This window comes from uncultured Imperialibacter sp. (genome assembly GCF_963974565.1).
GTDB lineage: Bacteria > Bacteroidota > Bacteroidia > Cytophagales > Cyclobacteriaceae > Imperialibacter > Imperialibacter roseus.
Genome location: NZ_CAXBCJ010000006.1, coordinates 233,810 through 253,679 on the forward strand (window position 1 = coordinate 233,810; position 19,870 = coordinate 253,679).

General features: G+C 44.1%; 22 protein-coding genes and 1 tRNA gene. 15 read left to right on the forward strand and 8 right to left on the reverse strand.

The genetic code is table 11. The features are described 5' to 3' along the window. Positions 1-28: 28 nt before the first annotated feature. Positions 29-667, reverse strand: a complete 639-nt coding sequence (locus AAC052_RS10745; protein ID WP_317492292.1) for an FMN-binding negative transcriptional regulator — start codon at positions 665-667, stop codon at positions 29-31. 35 nt (positions 668-702) lie between these two features. Between AAC052_RS10745 and AAC052_RS10750 the strand changes: the two genes are divergently transcribed. Next, positions 703-1,095, forward strand: coding sequence for a DUF2784 domain-containing protein (locus AAC052_RS10750; RefSeq protein WP_317492293.1), 393 nt, complete (start codon positions 703-705; stop codon positions 1,093-1,095). A gap of 81 nt (positions 1,096-1,176) precedes the next feature. On the opposite strand, the gene AAC052_RS10755 is transcribed toward AAC052_RS10750, so the two are convergent. From AAC052_RS10755 to AAC052_RS10765, 3 genes are all read right to left on the reverse strand, one after another. Further along, the gene (locus AAC052_RS10755) at positions 1,177-2,139 is read right to left on the reverse strand and encodes a DUF3078 domain-containing protein (protein WP_317492294.1); all 963 of its coding nucleotides are present in this window, start codon (positions 2,137-2,139) and stop codon (positions 1,177-1,179) included. A 78-nt stretch (positions 2,140-2,217) separates the two neighbouring features. Then, a complete protein-coding gene (locus tag AAC052_RS10760) occupies positions 2,218-3,906 on the reverse strand; it encodes an AMP-binding protein (RefSeq protein ID WP_317492295.1) in 1,689 nt (562 codons plus the stop codon). A gap of 213 nt (positions 3,907-4,119) precedes the next feature. Beyond that, positions 4,120-4,244 (reverse strand) — tRNA-OTHER (locus AAC052_RS10765). A 154-nt stretch (positions 4,245-4,398) separates the two neighbouring features. On the opposite strand from AAC052_RS10765, the gene AAC052_RS10770 reads away from it, so the two are divergent. From AAC052_RS10770 to AAC052_RS10805, 8 genes are all read left to right on the forward strand, one after another. Then, entirely contained in the window at positions 4,399-4,860 is a 462-nt protein-coding gene (locus tag AAC052_RS10770; RefSeq protein WP_151997390.1) for an Lrp/AsnC ligand binding domain-containing protein, read from the forward strand. Positions 4,861-5,039: 179 nt separating this feature from the next. Beyond that, a complete protein-coding gene (gene sufB / locus AAC052_RS10775; protein ID WP_151997391.1) occupies positions 5,040-6,485 on the forward strand; it encodes a Fe-S cluster assembly protein SufB in 1,446 nt (481 codons plus the stop codon). An 83-nt stretch (positions 6,486-6,568) separates the two neighbouring features. Continuing rightward, complete coding sequence (gene sufC / locus AAC052_RS10780) at positions 6,569-7,330, forward strand: Fe-S cluster assembly ATPase SufC (protein ID WP_317492296.1); 762 nt, start codon at positions 6,569-6,571, stop codon at positions 7,328-7,330. Between the two features lie 27 nt (positions 7,331-7,357). Beyond that, on the forward strand, positions 7,358-8,668 hold the full coding sequence (gene sufD, locus AAC052_RS10785) for a Fe-S cluster assembly protein SufD (protein ID WP_339813159.1): 1,311 nt from the start codon (positions 7,358-7,360) through the stop codon (positions 8,666-8,668). Between the two features lie 2 nt (positions 8,669-8,670). Beyond that, positions 8,671-9,918 (forward strand): cysteine desulfurase, encoded by a 1,248-nt coding sequence (locus AAC052_RS10790; protein WP_339813160.1) that lies wholly within the window; start codon positions 8,671-8,673, stop codon positions 9,916-9,918. A gap of 1 nt (position 9,919) precedes the next feature. Then, positions 9,920-10,363, forward strand: coding sequence for a SufE family protein (locus tag AAC052_RS10795; protein WP_317492299.1), 444 nt, complete (start codon positions 9,920-9,922; stop codon positions 10,361-10,363). A gap of 18 nt (positions 10,364-10,381) precedes the next feature. Then, positions 10,382-10,708 (forward strand): SUF system Fe-S cluster assembly protein, encoded by a 327-nt coding sequence (locus AAC052_RS10800; RefSeq protein ID WP_151997396.1) that lies wholly within the window; start codon positions 10,382-10,384, stop codon positions 10,706-10,708. A 71-nt stretch (positions 10,709-10,779) separates the two neighbouring features. Next, positions 10,780-11,196 carry a BrxA/BrxB family bacilliredoxin gene (locus AAC052_RS10805; protein WP_151997397.1) on the forward strand — a complete coding sequence of 139 codons (417 nt, stop codon included), beginning with the start codon at positions 10,780-10,782 and terminating at the stop codon, positions 11,194-11,196. A 56-nt stretch (positions 11,197-11,252) separates the two neighbouring features. On the opposite strand, the gene AAC052_RS10810 is transcribed toward AAC052_RS10805, so the two are convergent. The 4 genes from AAC052_RS10810 to AAC052_RS10825 all read right to left on the reverse strand — a co-directional run bounded on the left by AAC052_RS10810 (position 11,253) and on the right by AAC052_RS10825 (position 16,329). Continuing rightward, on the reverse strand, positions 11,253-12,665 hold the full coding sequence (locus AAC052_RS10810; RefSeq protein ID WP_317492300.1) for a PKD domain-containing protein: 1,413 nt from the start codon (positions 12,663-12,665) through the stop codon (positions 11,253-11,255). Between the two features lie 529 nt (positions 12,666-13,194). Beyond that, positions 13,195-14,118 (reverse strand): SDR family oxidoreductase, encoded by a 924-nt coding sequence (locus tag AAC052_RS10815; RefSeq protein ID WP_317492301.1) that lies wholly within the window; start codon positions 14,116-14,118, stop codon positions 13,195-13,197. Further along, complete coding sequence (locus AAC052_RS10820; RefSeq protein WP_317492302.1) at positions 14,119-14,775, reverse strand: phosphoadenylyl-sulfate reductase; 657 nt, start codon at positions 14,773-14,775, stop codon at positions 14,119-14,121. It lies immediately after the preceding gene. Between the two features lie 102 nt (positions 14,776-14,877). Next, on the reverse strand, positions 14,878-16,329 hold the full coding sequence (locus AAC052_RS10825; protein WP_339813163.1) for an NAD(P)/FAD-dependent oxidoreductase: 1,452 nt from the start codon (positions 16,327-16,329) through the stop codon (positions 14,878-14,880). A 143-nt stretch (positions 16,330-16,472) separates the two neighbouring features. Between AAC052_RS10825 and AAC052_RS10830 the strand changes: the two genes are divergently transcribed. The 6 genes from AAC052_RS10830 to AAC052_RS10855 all read left to right on the forward strand — a co-directional run bounded on the left by AAC052_RS10830 (position 16,473) and on the right by AAC052_RS10855 (position 19,712). Next, complete coding sequence (locus AAC052_RS10830; RefSeq protein ID WP_339813165.1) at positions 16,473-16,880, forward strand: 6-carboxytetrahydropterin synthase; 408 nt, start codon at positions 16,473-16,475, stop codon at positions 16,878-16,880. Beyond that, positions 16,843-17,553, forward strand: a complete 711-nt coding sequence (folE, locus tag AAC052_RS10835; protein ID WP_317492305.1) for a GTP cyclohydrolase I FolE — start codon at positions 16,843-16,845, stop codon at positions 17,551-17,553. Before AAC052_RS10830 ends, folE begins: the two co-directional genes overlap by 38 nt. A gap of 42 nt (positions 17,554-17,595) precedes the next feature. Beyond that, positions 17,596-18,309, forward strand: a complete 714-nt coding sequence (locus tag AAC052_RS10840) for an SDR family oxidoreductase (protein ID WP_339813167.1) — start codon at positions 17,596-17,598, stop codon at positions 18,307-18,309. Between the two features lie 68 nt (positions 18,310-18,377). Next, a complete protein-coding gene (locus AAC052_RS10845; protein WP_317492307.1) occupies positions 18,378-18,641 on the forward strand; it encodes a hypothetical protein in 264 nt (87 codons plus the stop codon). 10 nt (positions 18,642-18,651) lie between these two features. After that, positions 18,652-19,107 (forward strand): hypothetical protein, encoded by a 456-nt coding sequence (locus AAC052_RS10850; RefSeq protein WP_317492308.1) that lies wholly within the window; start codon positions 18,652-18,654, stop codon positions 19,105-19,107. Positions 19,108-19,529: 422 nt separating this feature from the next. Then, complete coding sequence (locus AAC052_RS10855) at positions 19,530-19,712, forward strand: hypothetical protein (protein ID WP_317492309.1); 183 nt, start codon at positions 19,530-19,532, stop codon at positions 19,710-19,712. Positions 19,713-19,870: the final 158 nt, after the last annotated feature.

A 19,870-nucleotide genomic window follows, 5' to 3' on the forward strand; every position in this document is an offset into this window, starting at 1 on the left:
CAACATTAGTTTTAGCATGAAGCCGGGCTTATAGTCCGGCTTTTTGTTTTGGTGTCGGGCGGTTTTCCTCCATCAACCTGGCCAACTCATGGTCGTGAGGATTTGTGCTTTTTTTGAGTTGCTCAATGATATTCGCATGATCCCTCTCATTCCTGTTTTGGCTCAGCTTGTAGGCAGCTTCCACGTTCTCTATTTTTATCCTGAAGCCTTTGATGCCTCGCAACTCCTTGTCCCGGTAGTCGGCAGTCATATCCTCATATTTTCGTCCTCCGGGGATATTCGATTCGTAGCTGTCCATCAGCTCCTTCACATGCGCCTCCAACTCCGGCCCGGAAAGCAGTGCGGCTGATCCGTAAATATGAACGGCCTGGTAGTTCCAGGTGGGAACATTCTGCTTTTCATACCAGGACGGCGAAATATATCCATGGCTGCCCTGAAAAATGACTAACACCTGATCTACCTCTTCCAGCACTGAACCCAGTTCATTGGCGATGGAAATGTGTCCTAGTAGAAAATAACTACCCTCTCTTTCCTCCAGCCAAAATGGTATGTGACTTGCTAGTGGTATATTTGATTGGCTTGCTACGAGAATCCCGAATGGGTTCGATTTGATGAAGTCCAAGACTTTATCAGCATCAGTCATTTGAAAATAAGGAGCTACATACATATCGCATACTTGATTAATGATGCAAACTAATACGTATGTTACAATTTCTTGACTATTTCTTAACAGGATTTCACACCGCTTTTGTGCTGTTTGTGCTGTTTGGTTGGATACCTGAAGCAACACGGAAAGCTCATTTGATAGCATTAGCCCTCACTATTGCGGCCTGGTTATTTCTCGGCATTTGGTATGGCCTCGGCTATTGCCCCCTTACCGACTGGCACTGGGACATTAAAAAAGAGCTCGGCGAAAAGCACTTACCCAACTCGTTCACTAAGTACATTTTCGATCAGGCAACCGGGTTAAATGCAAACAAACGCATTGTTGACATATTTACTGCCGCCGGACTTATGTTTGGAATCGTTATGGCCGGGGTTAAGTTTTTCCAAAAACGAAAGGTCGAACGTTTGAAACAAAAAAGGGAAGGCTAACGCCTTCCCAAAAAAATTCTTTACCCAGCTAAAAAAGTATGGAGTAAATGTAATTAATTCTTTCCTAAATGCAAAAAGCTTCTACTTTTTCAACTTGTCTCCCATCTTCACAGTTAGCCCAATCCCGAAAAGCTGTTTGAATTGCACCCTTGGCCCAGCCCCTGTTTGCACACCCGCCTCGTCGAATTGAGCAATTTTTATATCATCATCATAAATCAGCTGAGTAATAAAGCTTGTGCTTAGCCACTCGTTTACCTTCAGTATGATGATATTTTCCCAGTTCACATCGATGTTTTGAGGGTTGTTCAAGTAGTTGGAAAACATTTCCAGCCTCGATTCGACGTTAACATTGGAAACAACCTCTTTTTTGTAGTTCACTTTCAAAAAACTACCAAGTTCAGCTCTCGCCTTCTTCCCAGGGGTTAAAACAGTGACACCATCAGTATCAAAAACAGCTCCTTCTACACCAAAGGCACCTGCATTGGCCAATCTATCATCGTTTACAAAGGTGAACTTGCCAGTAACAGGTGCAAAATTGACCGAGAAACTGGGATTCACCTTAATATCAACACCAGTAGCCACCAAAGCGTAGCCTGGAGCCATAAACTTCGAAATATACTCTTCATCTCCAGGGGCGGAAAATCCCGGCGCAAATTGAGTTCTAAAATCAATCAATGAAGAGAAGTACAGCCTGCCGTCTTTTGCCTGCGACATCTTTCTACCAAACTTACTGACAATGTTTATCTTGTCGTTTGTCTTTTGAAAATCGGCATCTCCTTGTTTAATAAGACCGTAGCCCAACTCGAGGTAGTTCTCCCAGGAGTTCCTGTCCTTGGCATAATTGGCGAATGTGGTCATATAGCCGCCAAGTGATATAGAATTCTGACCACCAGCAGCCCAGTTAGTAAGGCTTACCTGGGTAAAAGAAGCGGTTCCAAGGAACCCTTTCCTCCAGTAAGTAGTGTCGGCTGGTGTTGCGTCCTGCGCAATAGTCGATCCCAGAACCGCAAAAAACAATAACATTAGAATTAGACTTTTCTTCATAACAAATTTTTAATAGCGTTTAACAGTTGATCCAAAAACATTCCAAAGCCTGATCGAAAAGTCACAAATATCTGGCTTTCAATTATAAGAATTAACCTTCGCATCATTTTCTTTCAAAATTCGCCGCAGAATCTTACCAACATTAGATTTGGGAAGTTCTTTCACAAACTCTACATGCTTCGGTACTTTGTAGCGTGTCAGGCCCTCCCTGCAAAAGCTTATGAGCTCTTCTTCAGTAAGACTTTGATCCTTTTTTACTACAAAGACTTTTACAGCCTCGTTCGATTTTGGATCGGGCACCCCAATAGCACCTACCTCAAGAACCTTCGGGTGGCTGGCTACTGTGTCTTCAACTTCATTCGGATAGACATTGAAGCCAGAAACGAGAATCATTTCTTTCTTCCGATCAACAATTTTCACAAAACCATCCTTGTCGATAATCCCTATGTCGCCGGTTTTGAACCAACCATCAACAAACACTTTCGCCGTTTCGTCGGGTCTCTCCCAATAGCCACTCATTACTTGTGGGCCCTTTGCACATATTTCTCCAGGCTGACCAACAGGCACCTCTTTTCCATCGTCGTCCAGCAGCACTATTTGCGTACTTGGAACTGGCAAGCCTATAAACCCATTTCTATGAGTGCCATCAAGTGGGTTGCAAGCAAGTACCGGCGAGGTTTCGCTCAATCCATATCCTTCTACCAGAGGGCACCCGGTCACTTCCCTCCATCTTTCAGCCACTGCCTTTTGCACGGCCATGCCACCGCCAATCGCTCCCTTAAGTTTACTAAAGTCCAGCGTTTTGAAACTCTCCTGATTAAGCAAGCCGTTGAACAGCGTATTAACGCCAGTAATAATGCTAAACGGGTTCTTTTTCATGTCGGCACAAAAAGCTTTCATGTCTCTCGGGTTTGTTATGAGCACATTTTTTGCTCCCACATGAAACATCAGCAGGCCATTCACCGCCAAGGCGAAAATATGATAAAGCGGTAGTGCGGTGATGACCACCACCTCCTCGCCTTCCACGAAAATCGGCTGAAACCACTGCGTCGTCTGCAAGGTATGCGCAACCATGTTACGATGCGACAATGTGGCTCCCTTGGACACACCTGTGGTACCTCCTGTGTATTGCAGAAACGCCACGTCTTCTCCCCTGATCTCCGGCTTATCAAATTGAAGACTGGCACCTTCCTTCATAGCTTGTTTTAAACTGATGGCTCCGGGGATACTAAAGGACGGCACCATCTTCTTTATACGCTTCACTACGAAGTTTACGATGGGCCCTTTTATACCCTTTAAGAAGTCACCCAACTCAGTAACAATGACATGCTTTATATCGGTGTTGGCTATTATTTTTTCGAGGTTAAACGCAAAATTGGCAACAATCACAATGGCCTTGGCGCCCGAGTCCTTGAATTGGTGTTCCATTTCCTTGTGTGTATACAACGGATTGGTGTTAACCACCACAAGCCCAGCCTTGATGGCTCCAAACATGACGATGGGGTACTGCAGGCAGTTTGGCATTTGGATGGCTATGCGGTCTCCTTTTTTCAGACCCAATTTTTTCTGCAGATAGGCAGCAAACTGTGTCGACTTCTCATCCACCTCCCTGTAGGTAAAGCCTTTGTCCATGTTGAGAAACGCAGTCTGATCTGCATATTTCTTCATGGCCTCTCCGAGCAGTTCAATCAATGATGTATACTCATCGGGGTTAATTTCTTTGGCAACACCAGCGGGGTAGTGTTTTAACCAGGGATAATCTTTCATAGTTCTGATATCGTTTAAGTAGAGCTGCCAATATGACTATCGCTAAGGCATATTGTTTATTCATCCGATATAAGCTATTAACGGCAAAAAATCAAATGATTAAGTCTTGTTGCGAGAGGCCTGCGGTGTGAAAGTCAATAAATGAAAATAAAAAAAACCGGTAGAACGAAATTCATACCGGTTTCCAAATAAACAACATTAACCCAAAAATGATGGCTGTAGGAGAAGGATTCGAACCTCCACGGAGCAGTTAGGTCCACACGAGCTCTATGTGGACTTTATTCCTTATCCCCACCCCCGAGACAGGAGGGCATGGCTGCCAATTTCATCACCCTACATTGTGATATGCAAGTCAATTCATCTAATTGACTGCAACAAAATTAACAAGAGTTTGATTTTATTAAAATATTTTTAATAAATTTGATAAAAAAATGTACAACACATAATTTCGAACCTCTCATAATAGTAGATTATTAAATCAGGGTAGTTAAAATGAGTAAAAATTACGAAATTGATAATGTAGACTTGAAGATTCTGAACCTATTGATGGAAGATGCCAAGATTCCATACACTGAAATTGCCAAAAAGGTGTTCGTTTCGGGGGGTACAGTTCACGTGAGAATGAAAAAACTTGAAGAAATGGGCGTCGTTCAGGGCACCACTCTCAAGTTAGACTATTCCAAACTCGGGTACGATATTACGTGCTTTATCGGTATTTACCTGCAAAAAAGCTCTCTATATGATGAGGTCGTTGAGCGCTTGAGAGAAATTCCCGAAATTGTAACCGTCAACTACACCACCGGTAACTATAGTATCTTCGTCAAGCTTCACTGCAGAGACACCAAACATCTGAGAGAAGTGCTTCATGACAAGATTCAAAAGGTGGAAGGAATTGAAAGGACGGAAACCCTGATTAGTCTCGAAGAAAGCCTGAGCCGCCATATCAGTTTTTAGTACCTATTTCAGAAACTATTTAGCCCGATAAAGGTTTTACTATGAGTGCCATAGTTTTAAAACCTTTATCGGGTTTAATTTTCATGCCCCTTTTGCGAAAAAAATGACTCCTCAAGTCTTGGGGTAGTAATTTATGTTGTACATTTGCTTTAATTATAATCAGTCTAAATAAGTAGAGGATGAGTAAGGACAACCAAATACTGGAAGAGCTCACCAAATCAGATTATAAATACGGATTTCACTCCGATATTGAAACTGAGTCGGCACCCAAAGGTCTTAATGAAGATATTGTCAGGTTTATTTCTGCAAAAAAAGAAGAGCCTGAATGGATGCTGGAATGGAGACTTTCAGCTTACCGTCACTGGTTGACTTTAAAAGAGCCAACCTGGCAAAATGTTACTTTCCCGGAAATTAATTATCAGGACATCATTTTTTATGCTGCTCCGAAGCAAAAGATATCGCCTAAGAGCCTCGACGAAGTAGACCCAGAGTTGAGGGCTACCTTTGAGAAGCTTGGTATTTCGTTTGACGAGCAGAAAAGACTTACAGGTGTGGCAGTTGATGCCGTGCTGGACAGCGTTTCGGTGGCTACCACTTTCAAAAGTAAACTTGGCGAACTGGGCATTATCTTTTGTTCTTTCTCAGAAGCGGTGAGAGAACACCCCGAACTAGTTAAAAAGTATATCGGGTCAGTAGTGCCAGTCAACGACAACTATTTCTCCGCCCTTAACTCTGCGGTGTTTTCCGATGGTTCTTTCTGCTACATACCTAAAGGTGTGCGTTGCCCAATGGAGCTTTCGACCTACTTCCGGATCAATGCCATGAACACAGGGCAGTTTGAACGGACGCTGATTGTAGCAGAAGAAGGATCCTATGTCAGCTACCTGGAGGGCTGTACTGCTCCTATGAGAGATGAGAATCAGCTTCATGCGGCCGTTGTTGAGATTTTTGCTGCCAAAGATGCTGAGGTGAAGTACTCGACCGTGCAAAACTGGTACCCAGGAAGCAAAGAAGGCAAAGGCGGCATTTACAACTTTGTTACCAAGCGTGGCCTTTGCTCTGGCGACGGTTCGAAAATATCATGGACACAGGTAGAAACCGGGTCTGCGGTGACGTGGAAATACCCTAGCTGTATCCTGAAAGGGGACAACTCCATTGGAGAGTTCTATTCAGTGGCTGTTACCAACAACTATCAGCAGGCTGACACTGGCACCAAAATGATCCATATTGGTAAAAATACCCGTTCAAGGATCGTTTCGAAGGGTATTTCTGCAGGCAAAAGCCAAAACAGCTACCGTGGACAGGTGAAGGTAATGAAACGTGCCGAAGGTGCGAGAAATTACTCTCAATGTGACTCATTGCTACTTGGCGACAAATGCGGAGCACATACGTTCCCTTATATCGACGTGGAGAATCCACTGGCAATTGTAGAGCACGAAGCTACGACGTCGAAAATCGGAGAAGACCAGATTTTCTACTGCAACCAGAGAGGAATAGCCACAGAGGATGCAGTGGCGCTTATCGTAAATGGCTTCGCAAAAGAGGTGATGAATCAACTGCCTATGGAATTTGCTGTTGAGGCTCAGAAACTTTTGGCTATATCCCTCGAAGGCAGCGTGGGCTAAGCAGAAACTCAGCAGACGAAAATTATGTTTTTATACGCCTGAAAATAAGGTCGGGCAAAAGTGAAAAAGAAAAGTAATTGACAATGTTAAAGATAAAGAACCTTAAAGCTTCGGTAGAAGGAAAGATGATCCTCAACGGAATTAACCTGGAAGTAAAGCCAGGAGAAGTTCATGCTATTATGGGTCCGAATGGTTCAGGAAAAAGTACGCTGGCTTCTGTTTTGGCCGGTCGGGAAGACTATCAAATTGAAGGTGGAGAAGTAGAATATATTGGCAAAGATCTTTTGGATCTTTCTCCAGAGGAAAGAGCCAGGGAAGGTGTTTTTCTTGCCTTCCAGTATCCCGTAGAAATACCTGGTGTAAGCACGACCAATTTTCTTAAAGCCGCTCTTAATCAAGTAAGAGAGCACCACGGCAAGCCAACACTGGACGCTGTTTCGTTTCTTAAATTGATGAAAGAAAAAATGGCACTGGTGGAGATCGACCAGGCTTTGCTTAGCAGGTCGTTGAACGAAGGCTTTTCTGGTGGAGAAAAGAAAAGAAATGAGATTTTCCAAATGGCAATGCTCGAACCGAAGTTGGCCATTCTGGACGAAACGGATAGTGGGCTTGATATTGACGCTTTGCGAATTGTGGCCAATGGCGTCAACAAACTCAAGACAAGAGACAACGCCACTATTCTGATTACACACTATCAAAGACTGCTCGACTACATAGTGCCTGATTTTGTGCATGTTCTCTACAAGGGACGCATTATCAAGTCGGGAGATAAGAGCCTGGCCTTACAACTCGAAGAAAAAGGGTACGACTGGATCAAAGAAGAAGCTGACATAGTTTCTGCTTAGTTCTTTTAACCTGAAAATTCGAAAGTAATGACAACCCCAAACGAATACATAAACACCGTCGGCAAGGCATTCGAAATGTTTGAAGCCAGCTTAAATGGCAGCAAATCAACTTTCTTGCACGAGCTAAGAAAAGAGTCTCTGGCCGCTGTTCTCAAATCGGGACTACCCGGGCCAAAGCATGAAGAGTATCGCTACACCAACTTTGGCAAGGCACTTGAAAAGAACATAGCTTACCAGGGCATTGTAGCCGAAACTGCCGCCGCCAGCTCCCCCACCCCTCTTGACAGTTTTGAGGGCTATAAGCTTTACTTCGTCAATGGTAAGCTGGATGCTTCCCGTTCAGATTTGGGAGATTTAAGCGAAAAAGTTACTGTTACCTCTCTTGCATCGGCTGTTAAAGAACAAGGCGATCTAAAAGAATACCTGGGCAGCATTGTTAAGTCGTGGCCGGATGCTTTCTCGCACCTCAACACGGCATTTGCAAAAGAAGGTATTTTTATTAGAGTAAAGAAAAACACTGTTCTGGATAAGCCGCTGTATATCATTCATTCAAATGACACATCGGCTACTGAGATGCTTGCGCACTACAGAAATCTGGCGATTGTAGAAGAGGGGGCTCAACTGAAGGTGATAGAAGCTAATTTCTCCACCGGAGCGAATACTTCATATACAAACACCGTTTTGGAGGTTTTCTGCAAAAAAAATGCTTCCGTAGAATGGAGTAAGCTCCAGCTCGAAAACGAAACTGCACTGCGGATTGACAATTCGCTGGTATATCAGGAAAGAGATTCCAAGTGTATAATCAATACCGTCACGCTAAGTGGGCAGATGGTGAGAAACAACCTTTACATTGCCCTGGATGATGAAAACACTGAGGCACACATGTACGGATTGTACCTGATAGACGGGAAAACGCATGTAGACAACCACACTTCTGTTGACCATAGAAAGCCTAATTCATTCTCCAATGAGTTGTACAAAGGCATCATGGACGATCAGTCGCACGGTGTTTTTAACGGAAAAATATTTGTTCGTCAGGATGCGCAAAAAACCAATGCCTTCCAGCAAAACAACAACATCCTGCTCAGCCCCAACGCTGTGATCAATACCAAACCGCAGCTCGAAATATGGGCAGATGATGTGAAGTGCTCACACGGTTGTACCACAGGCCAGCTGGATAACGAACAGTTGTTCTACCTCAGGGCCCGTGGAATTTCAGAAGATAAAGCCAAGGCGATGCTTCTGCACGCATTTGCAGGTGACGTGATTGCGAACATATCCGTAGAGCCTGTCAGAGAATACCTCGAGCAATTAATTACCGACAAAATAGAAAATTAGTCATGGGCAGCCCAGCTTCAACAATAGATTGGTCATTGGACATTCAATCAATACGGAAGCAATTTCCAGTGCTACACCAGGAAGTGAATGGCAAACCTTTGATCTATTTCGACAACGCTGCAACAAATCAGAAGCCTTCCTCCGTCATTAAAGCGCTGGATCACTACTATGAAACAGACAACGCCAATATCCACAGAGGTGTTCATACGTTAGCTGAAAGAGCTACAGCTGATTTCGAGGAGACCAGAAAGAAGGCTGCCGCTTTTCTCAACACTAAAGAAGTAGAAGAGGTTATTTTCACCAAAGGCACCACAGAGAGCATCAATCTTGTGGCTTCGACCTGGGGCAGAAAATTTATCGACAAGGGTGACGAAATCATCATCAGCACCCTGGAGCACCATTCCAATATTGTGCCCTGGCAAATGCTTTGTGAGGAGAAAGGTGCCATTCTGAGGGTGATTCCAATCAACCCAAAAGGAGAAGTCATCATTGATGAGTTCAAAAAACTACTATCAGCTAAAACTAAGCTCGTTTCGGTTGTATTTGCCTCGAATGCCCTGGGCACTATAAATCCGGTAGCTGAAATAATCAGCCTGGCGCATCAACATGGGGCAGTTGTTTTGTTGGATGGAGCACAGGCCTCAGCCCACCTTGAAGTGGATGTACAAAAACTCGATGTGGACTTCTTCGCACTTTCTGCGCACAAAATGTATGGCCCAACGGGCGTGGGAATTCTCTATGGCAAGCGAAGTTTGCTGGAAGCAATGCCACCCTATCAGGGCGGCGGGGAAATGATAAGCGAAGTAACCTTTGAAAAGACCACCTACAACGCCATTCCTTACAAGTTTGAAGCCGGCACGCCCAACATCGCCGATGTCGTTGCCTTTGGGGCAGCTATCGACTTTGTGAATGAGCATGGAAAGGATCGGATTGCAGCGCATGAGGAAGAACTATTGCACTACGCCACGGCAAAGCTTGAAAGCATCCCAGGAGTGAGTATAGTTGGGCAGGCAGCAGACAAAGTCAGTGTGGTGTCTTTCCTGGTCAACGGTTACCACCCGCTTGATGTGGGAATGTATTTGGACGCAAGAGGTATAGCAGTCCGCACGGGACACCATTGTACGCAACCTCTGATGAAACATTTAGGGATTGAAGGAACGGTTAGGGCCTCCTTTTCTGTTTACAATACCAAAGAGGAAATTGACCGGCTGGCGGAAGCGGTTACCCTGCTTGCCGGTAGAAAAAATTGAAATGACGGAGTCGATAAAAAGCATTCAGGAAGAAATTATCTCCGAATTTGATATACTTGGAGATGACCGTGAAAGCAAGATATTCTACATTATGGAGTTGGGCGCTACGCTTCCAGCAATGGATGAAAGCGAAAAAGTAGATCACAATATTATCAAGGGCTGTCAATCAAAAGTATGGCTAACAGCAGAACTGGTAGGCGAAGTAATAAAGTTCAGTGCAGATAGCAATACTGAAGTGACGAAGGGGCTTATCAGCTTATTGATCCGGGTACTGTCGGGCCAAAAGCCACAGGACATTATGCAAGCCGAACTCTTCTTTATAGAAAAGATAGGCATGGGACAGTTGATAGGCTCGCAAAGGTCGAACGGACTTTCGTCGATGATCAAGCAAATGAAGTTATATGCACTGGCCTTTCAGACTAAGTTGGCCGGAACAAACACATAGACAAAAACGCTGAGAACTATGGAAAATCAAAATCAGCAAGAAGCAGATTTGAAGGAAAAGGTGATTGCTGCCATCAAAACGGTGTATGACCCGGAAATTCCTGTGGACGTATATGAGTTGGGTCTGATCTACGAGATCAGTATATTTCCCGTCAACAACGTTTTTGTGTCTATGACATTGACATCCCCCAGCTGTCCTTCAGCCGAGGCCATTCCCAGTGAGGTGAAGGCCAAAATTGAAGAGGTAGAGGGAGTAAACGACGTGGAGGTTGAGCTTACGTTCGACCCGCCATTTACGCAAGATATGATGAGTGAGGCCGCCAAATTGGAACTAGGCTTCATGTAAATTAGTTTATTCATCCAGCGGCCGTTTAAGCCGTCATTCAGAAATAAATAGAACTTTAAAAAGATAAGGAAATGTATCCCGAACCACTAGTTGCCCCCATGAGGACAGACCTTACCAGTGCAGGATTCACTGAGTTAAGAACTTCCGAAGATGTTGAAAATCATCTTGAAGACCACAAAGGTACTTCGCTAATTGTTATCAACTCGGTGTGTGGATGTGCGGCTGGAGCAGCCCGTCCCGGAGTGAAGATGGCGTTAGCCAATAGCGCTAAGAAGCCGAACTTTTTAGGAACGGTGTTCGCAGGTGTAGATAAAGAGGCTACTCAGACTGCCAGGGAATATACCTTGCCTTATCCTCCTTCATCTCCGTCAATCGCACTTTTTAAAGACGGTGAATTGGTTCACTTCGTAGAAAGACACCACATTGAGGGCCGCAATGCTCAAATGATTGCAGCTCATTTGGTTGATGTTTTTGAAGAATATTGCTGAGATTTCAAGAGAAAGAATAGAAAACCACAGTAAAAGCTGGCTCAAAGGCCAGCTTTTTATTTTGTCAGTTTCACAGAAACGGTCGATGTGGTCATCAGGTACCGCACCCTGCCCTGCCAGTGAAAGGAAGCCAGTGCCCTCACTTCATAGTCATTTGGAAGTATATAAGTGTGGCTCACTTCATCACCACAAGCAAAGTAACCGTCCCCAAAGTCCCAATAGAACTCGGTATTGGCCGGATATGCTCCCGCCAAGTGAGATTTGAATCTGGAAGGTTCATTGATAACACCCGACACTTCTTCGTCGAGTTTGAGCTCCAGAAACTCATTCAGTTCATACTCGTGATCAATTTCATATATTGTTCGGCTGGTGGAGGCCTCCAAAATTGAAAGCTTTATATCATAGGTGCCATGAGTATCATAACAATGACTGACTGATCGTCCTTCTCCACTAAAAGTGTCGCCAAAGTCCCAGCGATATTTTACTTCCCCATTATTACTCTCAGACTGGTATTCCAAATCGACACAGAGATTGCACGTAAGCTTGTGCGAAAATGCGTTTTCGTTGGTGAAGATTTTCTCGGCAAAACAGATATCCTCACCAGTCAATTCGGAGTATAACTCCTCCGAGGTGGTAACAAATGAGTAAATATCCTGATTTCCCTGCTCGTTGCCAGAGACGAAGTATATCTTTTCCCCAATTGGTGGCAGGCTAAAGTGCTTGTTGTCATGCCGGTCATTAAATTGATTACCCAGGTTCTTCGGTCCCGACCATTCGTTCCAATTGTCTCCTTGTTTAACTGAATAAAAGATATCGAGGCCGCCGTAGCCCTCCTGCCCGTCAGAGGAATAGAAAAGGAACCGACCGTCTGGCGAAAACGATGGAGAGGTATCTTCTCCTGGGGTATTCAAGACCCCAAGATTGGTAGGCGCATCCCATGCCTTTTTACTTACTCTGTGGCTGATATAAATATCCCTCCCGCCTCTTGAATCGTCCATTTCTGCGGAAATTAGCATGTGCTTTCCGTCCTCAGAGACAAAAAAGTCAGCATATCCGGACTTATTCTTGAAACCTTTTATTGTAAAATTAACGGGTGTAGTCCACTTACCATTGCGAAGCTCAGAATAGGAAAGTCCCTCGCCTGAAATCTCTCCATTCTCGTAGGTATTACCCAAAATCAAATTAACGACTCCCTCTTCGACCGTAATGGAGGTGACAAAATTAGGGCCTCTGTTGTTCAAGGGCGGCGGGAGGCGCTCAACTTTTGTCCAGTTATGCGTCTTTGGATCCCAGGTTGCAGTCCAAATATCCTCGGCGTCTTTGGTACCTCCTACATTGTCGGGGTGGTTGCTTCTGCTAAAAAAAAGTCGTCCTTCACCCGGCTCCACCAGGGGACCATGCTCATCATAAATACTATTGACTCCGTATTCGTTATTCTTCTGAACCGAAGCAATATTTCTTTTGTCCACCTTCCCAAGAGGAGATCCGTCCGAAACGTGGTGTTTTGCACTTACCTTAGAGTCGGAGAAAATTATCTTATTTTGGGCCTGCCCAAAAAAAACTACAGAAGCTAGAATTACGGTAAGAAAAACTCTTTTTTTAGCGAAAAAGAAATTTACCAGCCCCAACCACTTAACTAAAGAGAACCCGAAATGGCTTTTTGAAATACAATTTTTTCGCATTTATTTCAACTATTTGGTCAGTGTTTTGAAATCAGAGATTCAAAGCCATGTTTCAATCTACGATTTACTCAAAAAAATCATTATTACCCATACAAAATTGGATTAAACCAATGAATGGGGCAAAAAATCATTGACAAAAAATCAAAACGAAAGCTTTGGCAGGTTCTGACAATTTCACATTCAAATTCCAAAAATTTATGAATGAAGCAGTCTGTCGTTAATTACCTTACAATGTGTAATGATCCACAAGCGATCAGCGATCATAATACTATTAAATCCAGTTTAGGTCGACTGCAGGAGAAGAAACCCATAGTGATTAAAAAGAGAACTTCTCCTTGAATTCAAGCAGCTCCTGCCTCAGGCTTTCCGGATGAGGCATGTTGATATAATCTGCGAGCAGTGTCTCAGGGCTCACTTTCAATTCCATAAGGCTGATGTGCTGGTTAATGAAGGTGTACTCAAGTTCGGGAAACATCTCCTTCATGGCATCCACTATGTCCAGAATGGGCAAGTTCTTATCAACAACATTGTAGATTCCGGACGGCACTTGCTTCAACAAAGTCTCCTTGATAATCTCAGCTACGTGCGTCACGTGTATAAAAGCCCTGGCTTGTTTGCCATTGCCAAAAATCTGGATTCGATTGCCGAAGTTGGCATCAAACATAAACCGGTTGATGACGGCATCGAACCTCATACTCTTATTGTAGCCGTATACATTGCCACACCGTAGTATAACCGCATCCTTATTTGTTCCCAATCGAACGACATGTTCCTCTCCCCTATGCTTCGAAATACCATAAAACGTAGACGGATCAGTGTCGGCTCTTTCGGTGGCAAGATCCTCACTGGCGCCATAAACAGCGGTGCTGCTGGTGTATATGAGTTTCTTTACATTATCCAGCTCTTCAACTGCATACACCAACTCTGCGGTTCCCCAGTGGTTTACCTGCTCGTAAAAGTGTGAGTCGGTGTTGGCAAATGGTGTGGTTACCCTGGCTGCCAAATGAATCACTGCATCCACTTCCTTCAGGTGCTTCCTAAGGGTTCTACTGTCGAGCAACTCAGCCGAGACCAGCTTTATCCTTTCGTGACCAGGGTACTTTTGGCCAAAGAAAAAATTGAAATTGCCCTTGCTCATGTTGTCATACACAATGATTTTCTCAACCTCTGGCTGTTGGCACAAATTCCCTACCACCTGGGTTCCAATATACCCGGCTCCTCCTGTAATTAATACTCGCATCTATTTACTGATTAGGTCAGTATGTAAACCACATTCTGTTTTTTTCATCCCAAACCATCTGGCTTCACGTTCCTGCATTTCAGGATCCATTTTACGGGTACATGGCTCACAGCCGATACTCATATAGCCTTTGGCGTCCATGGGATGCCTCGGCAAATTGTGCTCCCTGATGTATTGAAAAATCATCTTTGCATTCCAGTCCAGCATCGGATGGAACCGAAACGTATTATGCGGCGCAGGTTGCTCCACTTTCATAGCTGCCCTTACAGCACTTTGGTCAGCTCTTACGCCATTGATCCAAATGTCGTGCTCTTGAAGCAAAGCATCGGTTGGTTGCGTTTTATTGATGTAGCAGCAGTAGTCTGGGTCACTCGTAAATAACAGCTTGCCGTCATTACCTACCTGCATGTTTCTTGGCATACTCGATTTTACATCGAGCACTTTTATTCCGAACTCTTTAGCCACCTGATCCTTAAAAGCTATTGTATCTGGAAAAAGGTAGCCGGTATTGATAAAATAGACGGGGATCGAGTTATCTATTCTGCTCAGCATGTGCAGCATTACCAGGCTGTGCGTTTGAAAAGAAGAGGTTGTAAACAACTTCTTCCCGTCAGCCTTATACTCTTTAATTTTCGTTTCTAGCTCTTGAAAAGTCACTTCCTTATAGTTTAAAAAGTGAAACCCCCATTTCCGGTGAAAAATTCCGAAAGCGTATGAGAAAGCAAGATTAACACAAAAAATGTTTGGATAGAAGAAAATTCAGAGCCAATCCCTGGAAAGTTTTTCAGCCGCAATGATGCCACTCAACACTGTCCCCGGAATCCCCTGCCCAGGGTAAGACGTGTCACCACACAGGTAGGCTCCTTTTGGGCCAAGTCGAGCGTTGAGCATTTGCCATGGCCGGATTTTCATGTATTGCGGGTAGCCCCCCACGAACCCCCATTTTCTTCCTGTCCACTTTTCCCACGCCTTTGGCCCCGAGTTGTGTTTGTAAACGATGTCCTTTCGATCCAAAAAACCATGGTGCTCAAGGGTATCGATGATTTCCTTTTCCAAAATATCACTGGCAATTTCAGTGCCTTCGGGGTGCGGAATGTGCGTTGTGACCGACGCTACCATCAGGCCTTCCACATCCGAACGGGTTGGGTCAAGCGGGTGGCTTAAGCTTAAAAAAATGCTTTTGGATTTTATCCCACTTAACGGTGCGTGCAGGTGAATCTGGTAGTGAATGGCATCGAAGTGTTTCCTGGGCCTGAAACCTATGCTAAGCTGAAAGGCACTATTTAGCGTCTTTGATGGCATGTCCTTTACTCCATTTCGCTGAATTTGGGGAAATACTTCCCGGAGATTATTGATTGGAACAGCCCCGATTACATAATTCGACTCAAAAGTACCCTTTGAAGTGTCAATGACATATCTCTCACCGTTTGTTGCTATCTTCTCCGCCCGACACTTCAAAGCAACTACTCCTCCCTTGCCTTCAATATAGTCTACCAAGGGGTTAATAAGATTGATCATGCCTCCATCCAGATAGTAATTGCCATAGTTAGTGTAGCAAAGGGCTGTTGCTCCAAACAATACATTTACTTCCTCCATCCGATTTTGAGCGGTAATGAGCAACTGTTCATTAACGAATGCAACAAATCGCTCATTTTGGTCAAGCCCATGCTTTTGCAGAAGCTCGGCCATAGATGAGAAGCTCCATCTCGCATAGCTAAAATCAGTTATGCGTGCTCTGTAAGCCAATTTTACCAGATCAGAAAAGGATGAAGGAGGAAACTCCCTGAATCGAAGTGAGGCATCCCACACAAACCGGCTGACATCGTAACAAAACTCCCAAAATGGGCGTTGGCCTTTGCTTCCAAAAATCCGCTCGGCCTCCGTTATCCAATCTTCAATAGCTTCATAGCGGTTAATGATTGTTCCATCTGCCAACACCACCTGCATGGGCAAAGCAAGCTTTCTGGCGGGCAGGTGGATACCTGTTTTGTCCAACAGATACTTCAACGGCATCCCTTTATCCAGCCCAACCAGTGTAGTGGCACCAGTTTCAAAAACGAAACCCTTGCGCCAATAGGAACTCGTACATCCTCCTGGTAGGTAATTTTGCTCCAGCACAGCCACTGTTAGTCCTTTCTGAGCCAACAGTGCAGCACTTGTTAAACCACCCATTCCGCTTCCCACCACACATGCATCAAATCTATTCTCCATTCCCTGAAGGATTGTTTAATATATTGTCAAAAAAATTAAACAAGTTGACTCCTCATAATGTTTGCTGAGTAATTGATTCTATTAACACAAATTATTGCACTTATTTACCAAATAAACGTTTATACCATTTCAAATACTCCTGAATGAAGGTAGCAGTCTATAGAAAAGAACATTTTAATGCGGCGCACAGGCTCAACAATCCGGCTTGGAGTGACGAAAAGAACAGAAAGGTTTTTGGAAAGTGCAATAATGACAACTACCACGGGCACAATTACGATTTGGTGGTAAAACTAGTGGGAGAACCTGACCCTGAAACAGGCTACCTATTTGACATGAAAGTGTTAAGTGACCTGGTAAAGGAGCACGTAACAAAAAAATTTGACCATAAAAACCTAAATGTCGATGTGGAAGAGTTTCGCTCGTTGAATCCCACTGCTGAAAATATTGCCATCGTGATCTATGACTTGTTGAGAGCCAGAATTGACAACAAATTTGATTTAAAAATTACCCTTTATGAAACGGAAAGAAACTTTGTTGAGTACCCAGCCTAGCCAGGCATTGGACATAGATGATTTGGACGACGACCACGTTGCTACTTCCTATGAAACTCCGTTGAGAGCGGATGCTTTTGAGATGGACGACGATCTCAAAATGGAGCTTATTGCCAAGCATTTCAGGGAAATTATGCACATTCTCGGCATGGATCTTACTGACGACAGCCTGAAAGGCACTCCCAACAGAGTGGCTAAAATGTATGTCAAAGAGGTTTTCAGCGGATTAAACCCAAAAAATAAGCCTACGGCAAAGCTGTTTGACAACAAATACGAGTACAACGAGATGCTGGTAGAGCGTGACATTACCTTCTATTCTTATTGCGAGCATCATTTCGTACCTATTTATGGTAAAGCACATGTGGCTTACATATCCAGCGGAAAGGTGATCGGCTTGTCCAAAATCAACCGGATTGTTCAGTATTATGCCAAAAGACCTCAGGTACAAGAAAGAATGACCGTGCAGATTGCCAATGAGCTCAAAAAGATTTTGAAGACAGACAATGTGGGAGTTGTAGTAGATGCCGTGCACATGTGTGTTTCTTCACGTGGGGTGGGCGACACTAATAGCAGAACCGGCACAGCACATTTCAGTGGCAAGTTTTCAGATGAAAACACCAAAAAAGAATTTCTGAATTACATCAATACACCCAACAATCTCAATGGTAAATAGTTAGTGAAGTAGCAATAAGCTACACCAAAAAACTATTTACCAATGAGCAACGGGAATGCAAAAAGCTATCTGATCGTAGGCGGGTCGAAGGGCATTGGACTTGAGGTAGTGAAGAAACTGCTTGAAATGGGGCATTTCGTTCACAGTATTTCAAGGTCAGAAAGCCCTTTGAATCATGCCAATCTGGTGCACCACCTATTTGACGCCACTATAGGAGACTGGGCAGAAGTCTCGCTGCCTCAAGTACTTGATGGGTTTGTGTACTGCCCGGGCACTATTAATTTGAAGCCATTTCACCGTCTCGCTGAGGCAGATTTCAACCTTGATTTCACTGTCAATCTAATTGGCGCAGTAAAATCACTGCAAAGGGCCTACCTGCCGCTAAAAGCTGCAAATAAGTCTAGTGTCGTACTCTTTAGCACAGTGGCAGTATCGCAGGGCATGGGCTTTCATGCTTCGGTAGGAGCGGCCAAAGGAGCCGTTGAGGGGCTTGCCAAATCGCTGGCTGCAGAATGGGTGAGTCACGGAATTAGGGTGAACACTATTGCACCTTCCCTTGTGGACACTCCGCTGGCAGCTGGCCTGCTTTCGTCTGTAGAAAAACGCAGCGGTGCCGAGAAAAGAAACCCGATGGGACACATAGGCTCCGCACAAGAGCTAGCGGAAACCGTTATTTATCTTCTTACCGCCGCCGGTTGGCTCACAGGGCAAGTGTTGCACCTTGACGGCGGAATGTCGAGCATCAGACCAATTTAATCTCAATTCTTCAAAACAATTCGGTGAATCTTAAAGATATATAGTATATCACTCAATATGTAATATTCATGCCCAGCCCTCCGGAAGCATTCCTAATTTTTAAAACTGAGTTAAAAAGGCTTGAACTAGAGAAAGAAAGGCTTAGAATCCAGTATGAGCAAAGGATATCATTGCTAAACAAAGAACTTGACTATTTGAAAGAGCAGATAAACTCCCAGGAAAGCATGCTCAAATCGGCTTTCGACTATGCGTCGAAGCTTGAACAAAACATGAAGGCATTCAAAGAAGACATTATCCAGGACAAGGCACGCTTAAAAGAAAGCCGCCATTAAAGTCACGCCTATGGAAGCTACAAGAAACTTGAAAGAAGTCGACCAGGAAGCAATGGGTTTCCAACTGCGTTTCGAGAACCGCTGGGCAAGAGTTGTCTATCACCCTGACTTGAAGGTCGTGCTTTGCCAGCTACTTTCGGACTATGTACCAATAGAGCATTTTCGATCCATTTTCCAACAAATTTCTGCTCTTATCGAAAATGGAGATTTTACAAAATTCATTTTTGATAAAAGATCACTACGCACATTTCACCAGCCTTCAATGGAGTGGTATTTCCTTTATTGGAAACAGGAAATGATGCGCTATGGGTTACTTCAACATCGAAAAATACTACCGAATTTGGACTGGTTCAAGACGGCAGTTGCCATTGAACGAGGGCAGCTAGCTGGCAAAATGTCGCCTGAAGCAGTTGAAAAACTGGACATCAAGTATTGCGATAACATTCCGGAAGCCATTCGGACATGAATAATACCCGTTATTCACTGCCACAAATCTGAAGACATCCTTTCGATAGAAAGTCCTTTCAGGCGCAGCTTTATGAATTCGCTAACGGGATTCAAAAGCGTTGCCCTGATTTGAAGCAGAAGTTTGCTAAGAGTAAATGATCTGGCAGTCTTCATTAAGATGATTCATGTAGGTGCAACTCCTCCGCTGATTGGCGTACTTTTCAGACTGCATGCTGTTTCGGGACACTCCCTCGAGAACATTTTGGCTGCCAGTTCATTTTCCCTGAATCATTTCACAGAAAAGACTGTGCCACGGACACAGCAAACCATCGTAAGATATGGAGAAAGTGAATTTGAGCCACCGGACTAACGCCAGAGTTCATTGGAAGCTTTTCTTCGCCCCATGTAAAGGAAGCTGCAATAAAAATAGGTCTCGGGCTTGTGAAAGTGCATACTATCAACGCCAACAGTGCCGAACTCGTTATTGAAGCCATAAAAGAAGCGCTGGTGCCACATTTTTGTGTCGGGTCAGACGGTTCTCTCAACCCTGAAGCAGCTCAGGTTGTCAATCATGGCAAGTTAGAATTAAACCTCTCCATGGATAAAATAGCTCAGCTCACTTAAGTTAAGTCCGGAAAAACACCACAACGGATAGACGATATCTTGCCTAACTAAAAAATGTGGCTTTCCACAGGCGTATTAGTGCGGGAAATACTAAGTATCCAAAAATCATCTGATTATATTGAAATTTTTCAATTTACTCAGCTATTTTTGCGCCCCTG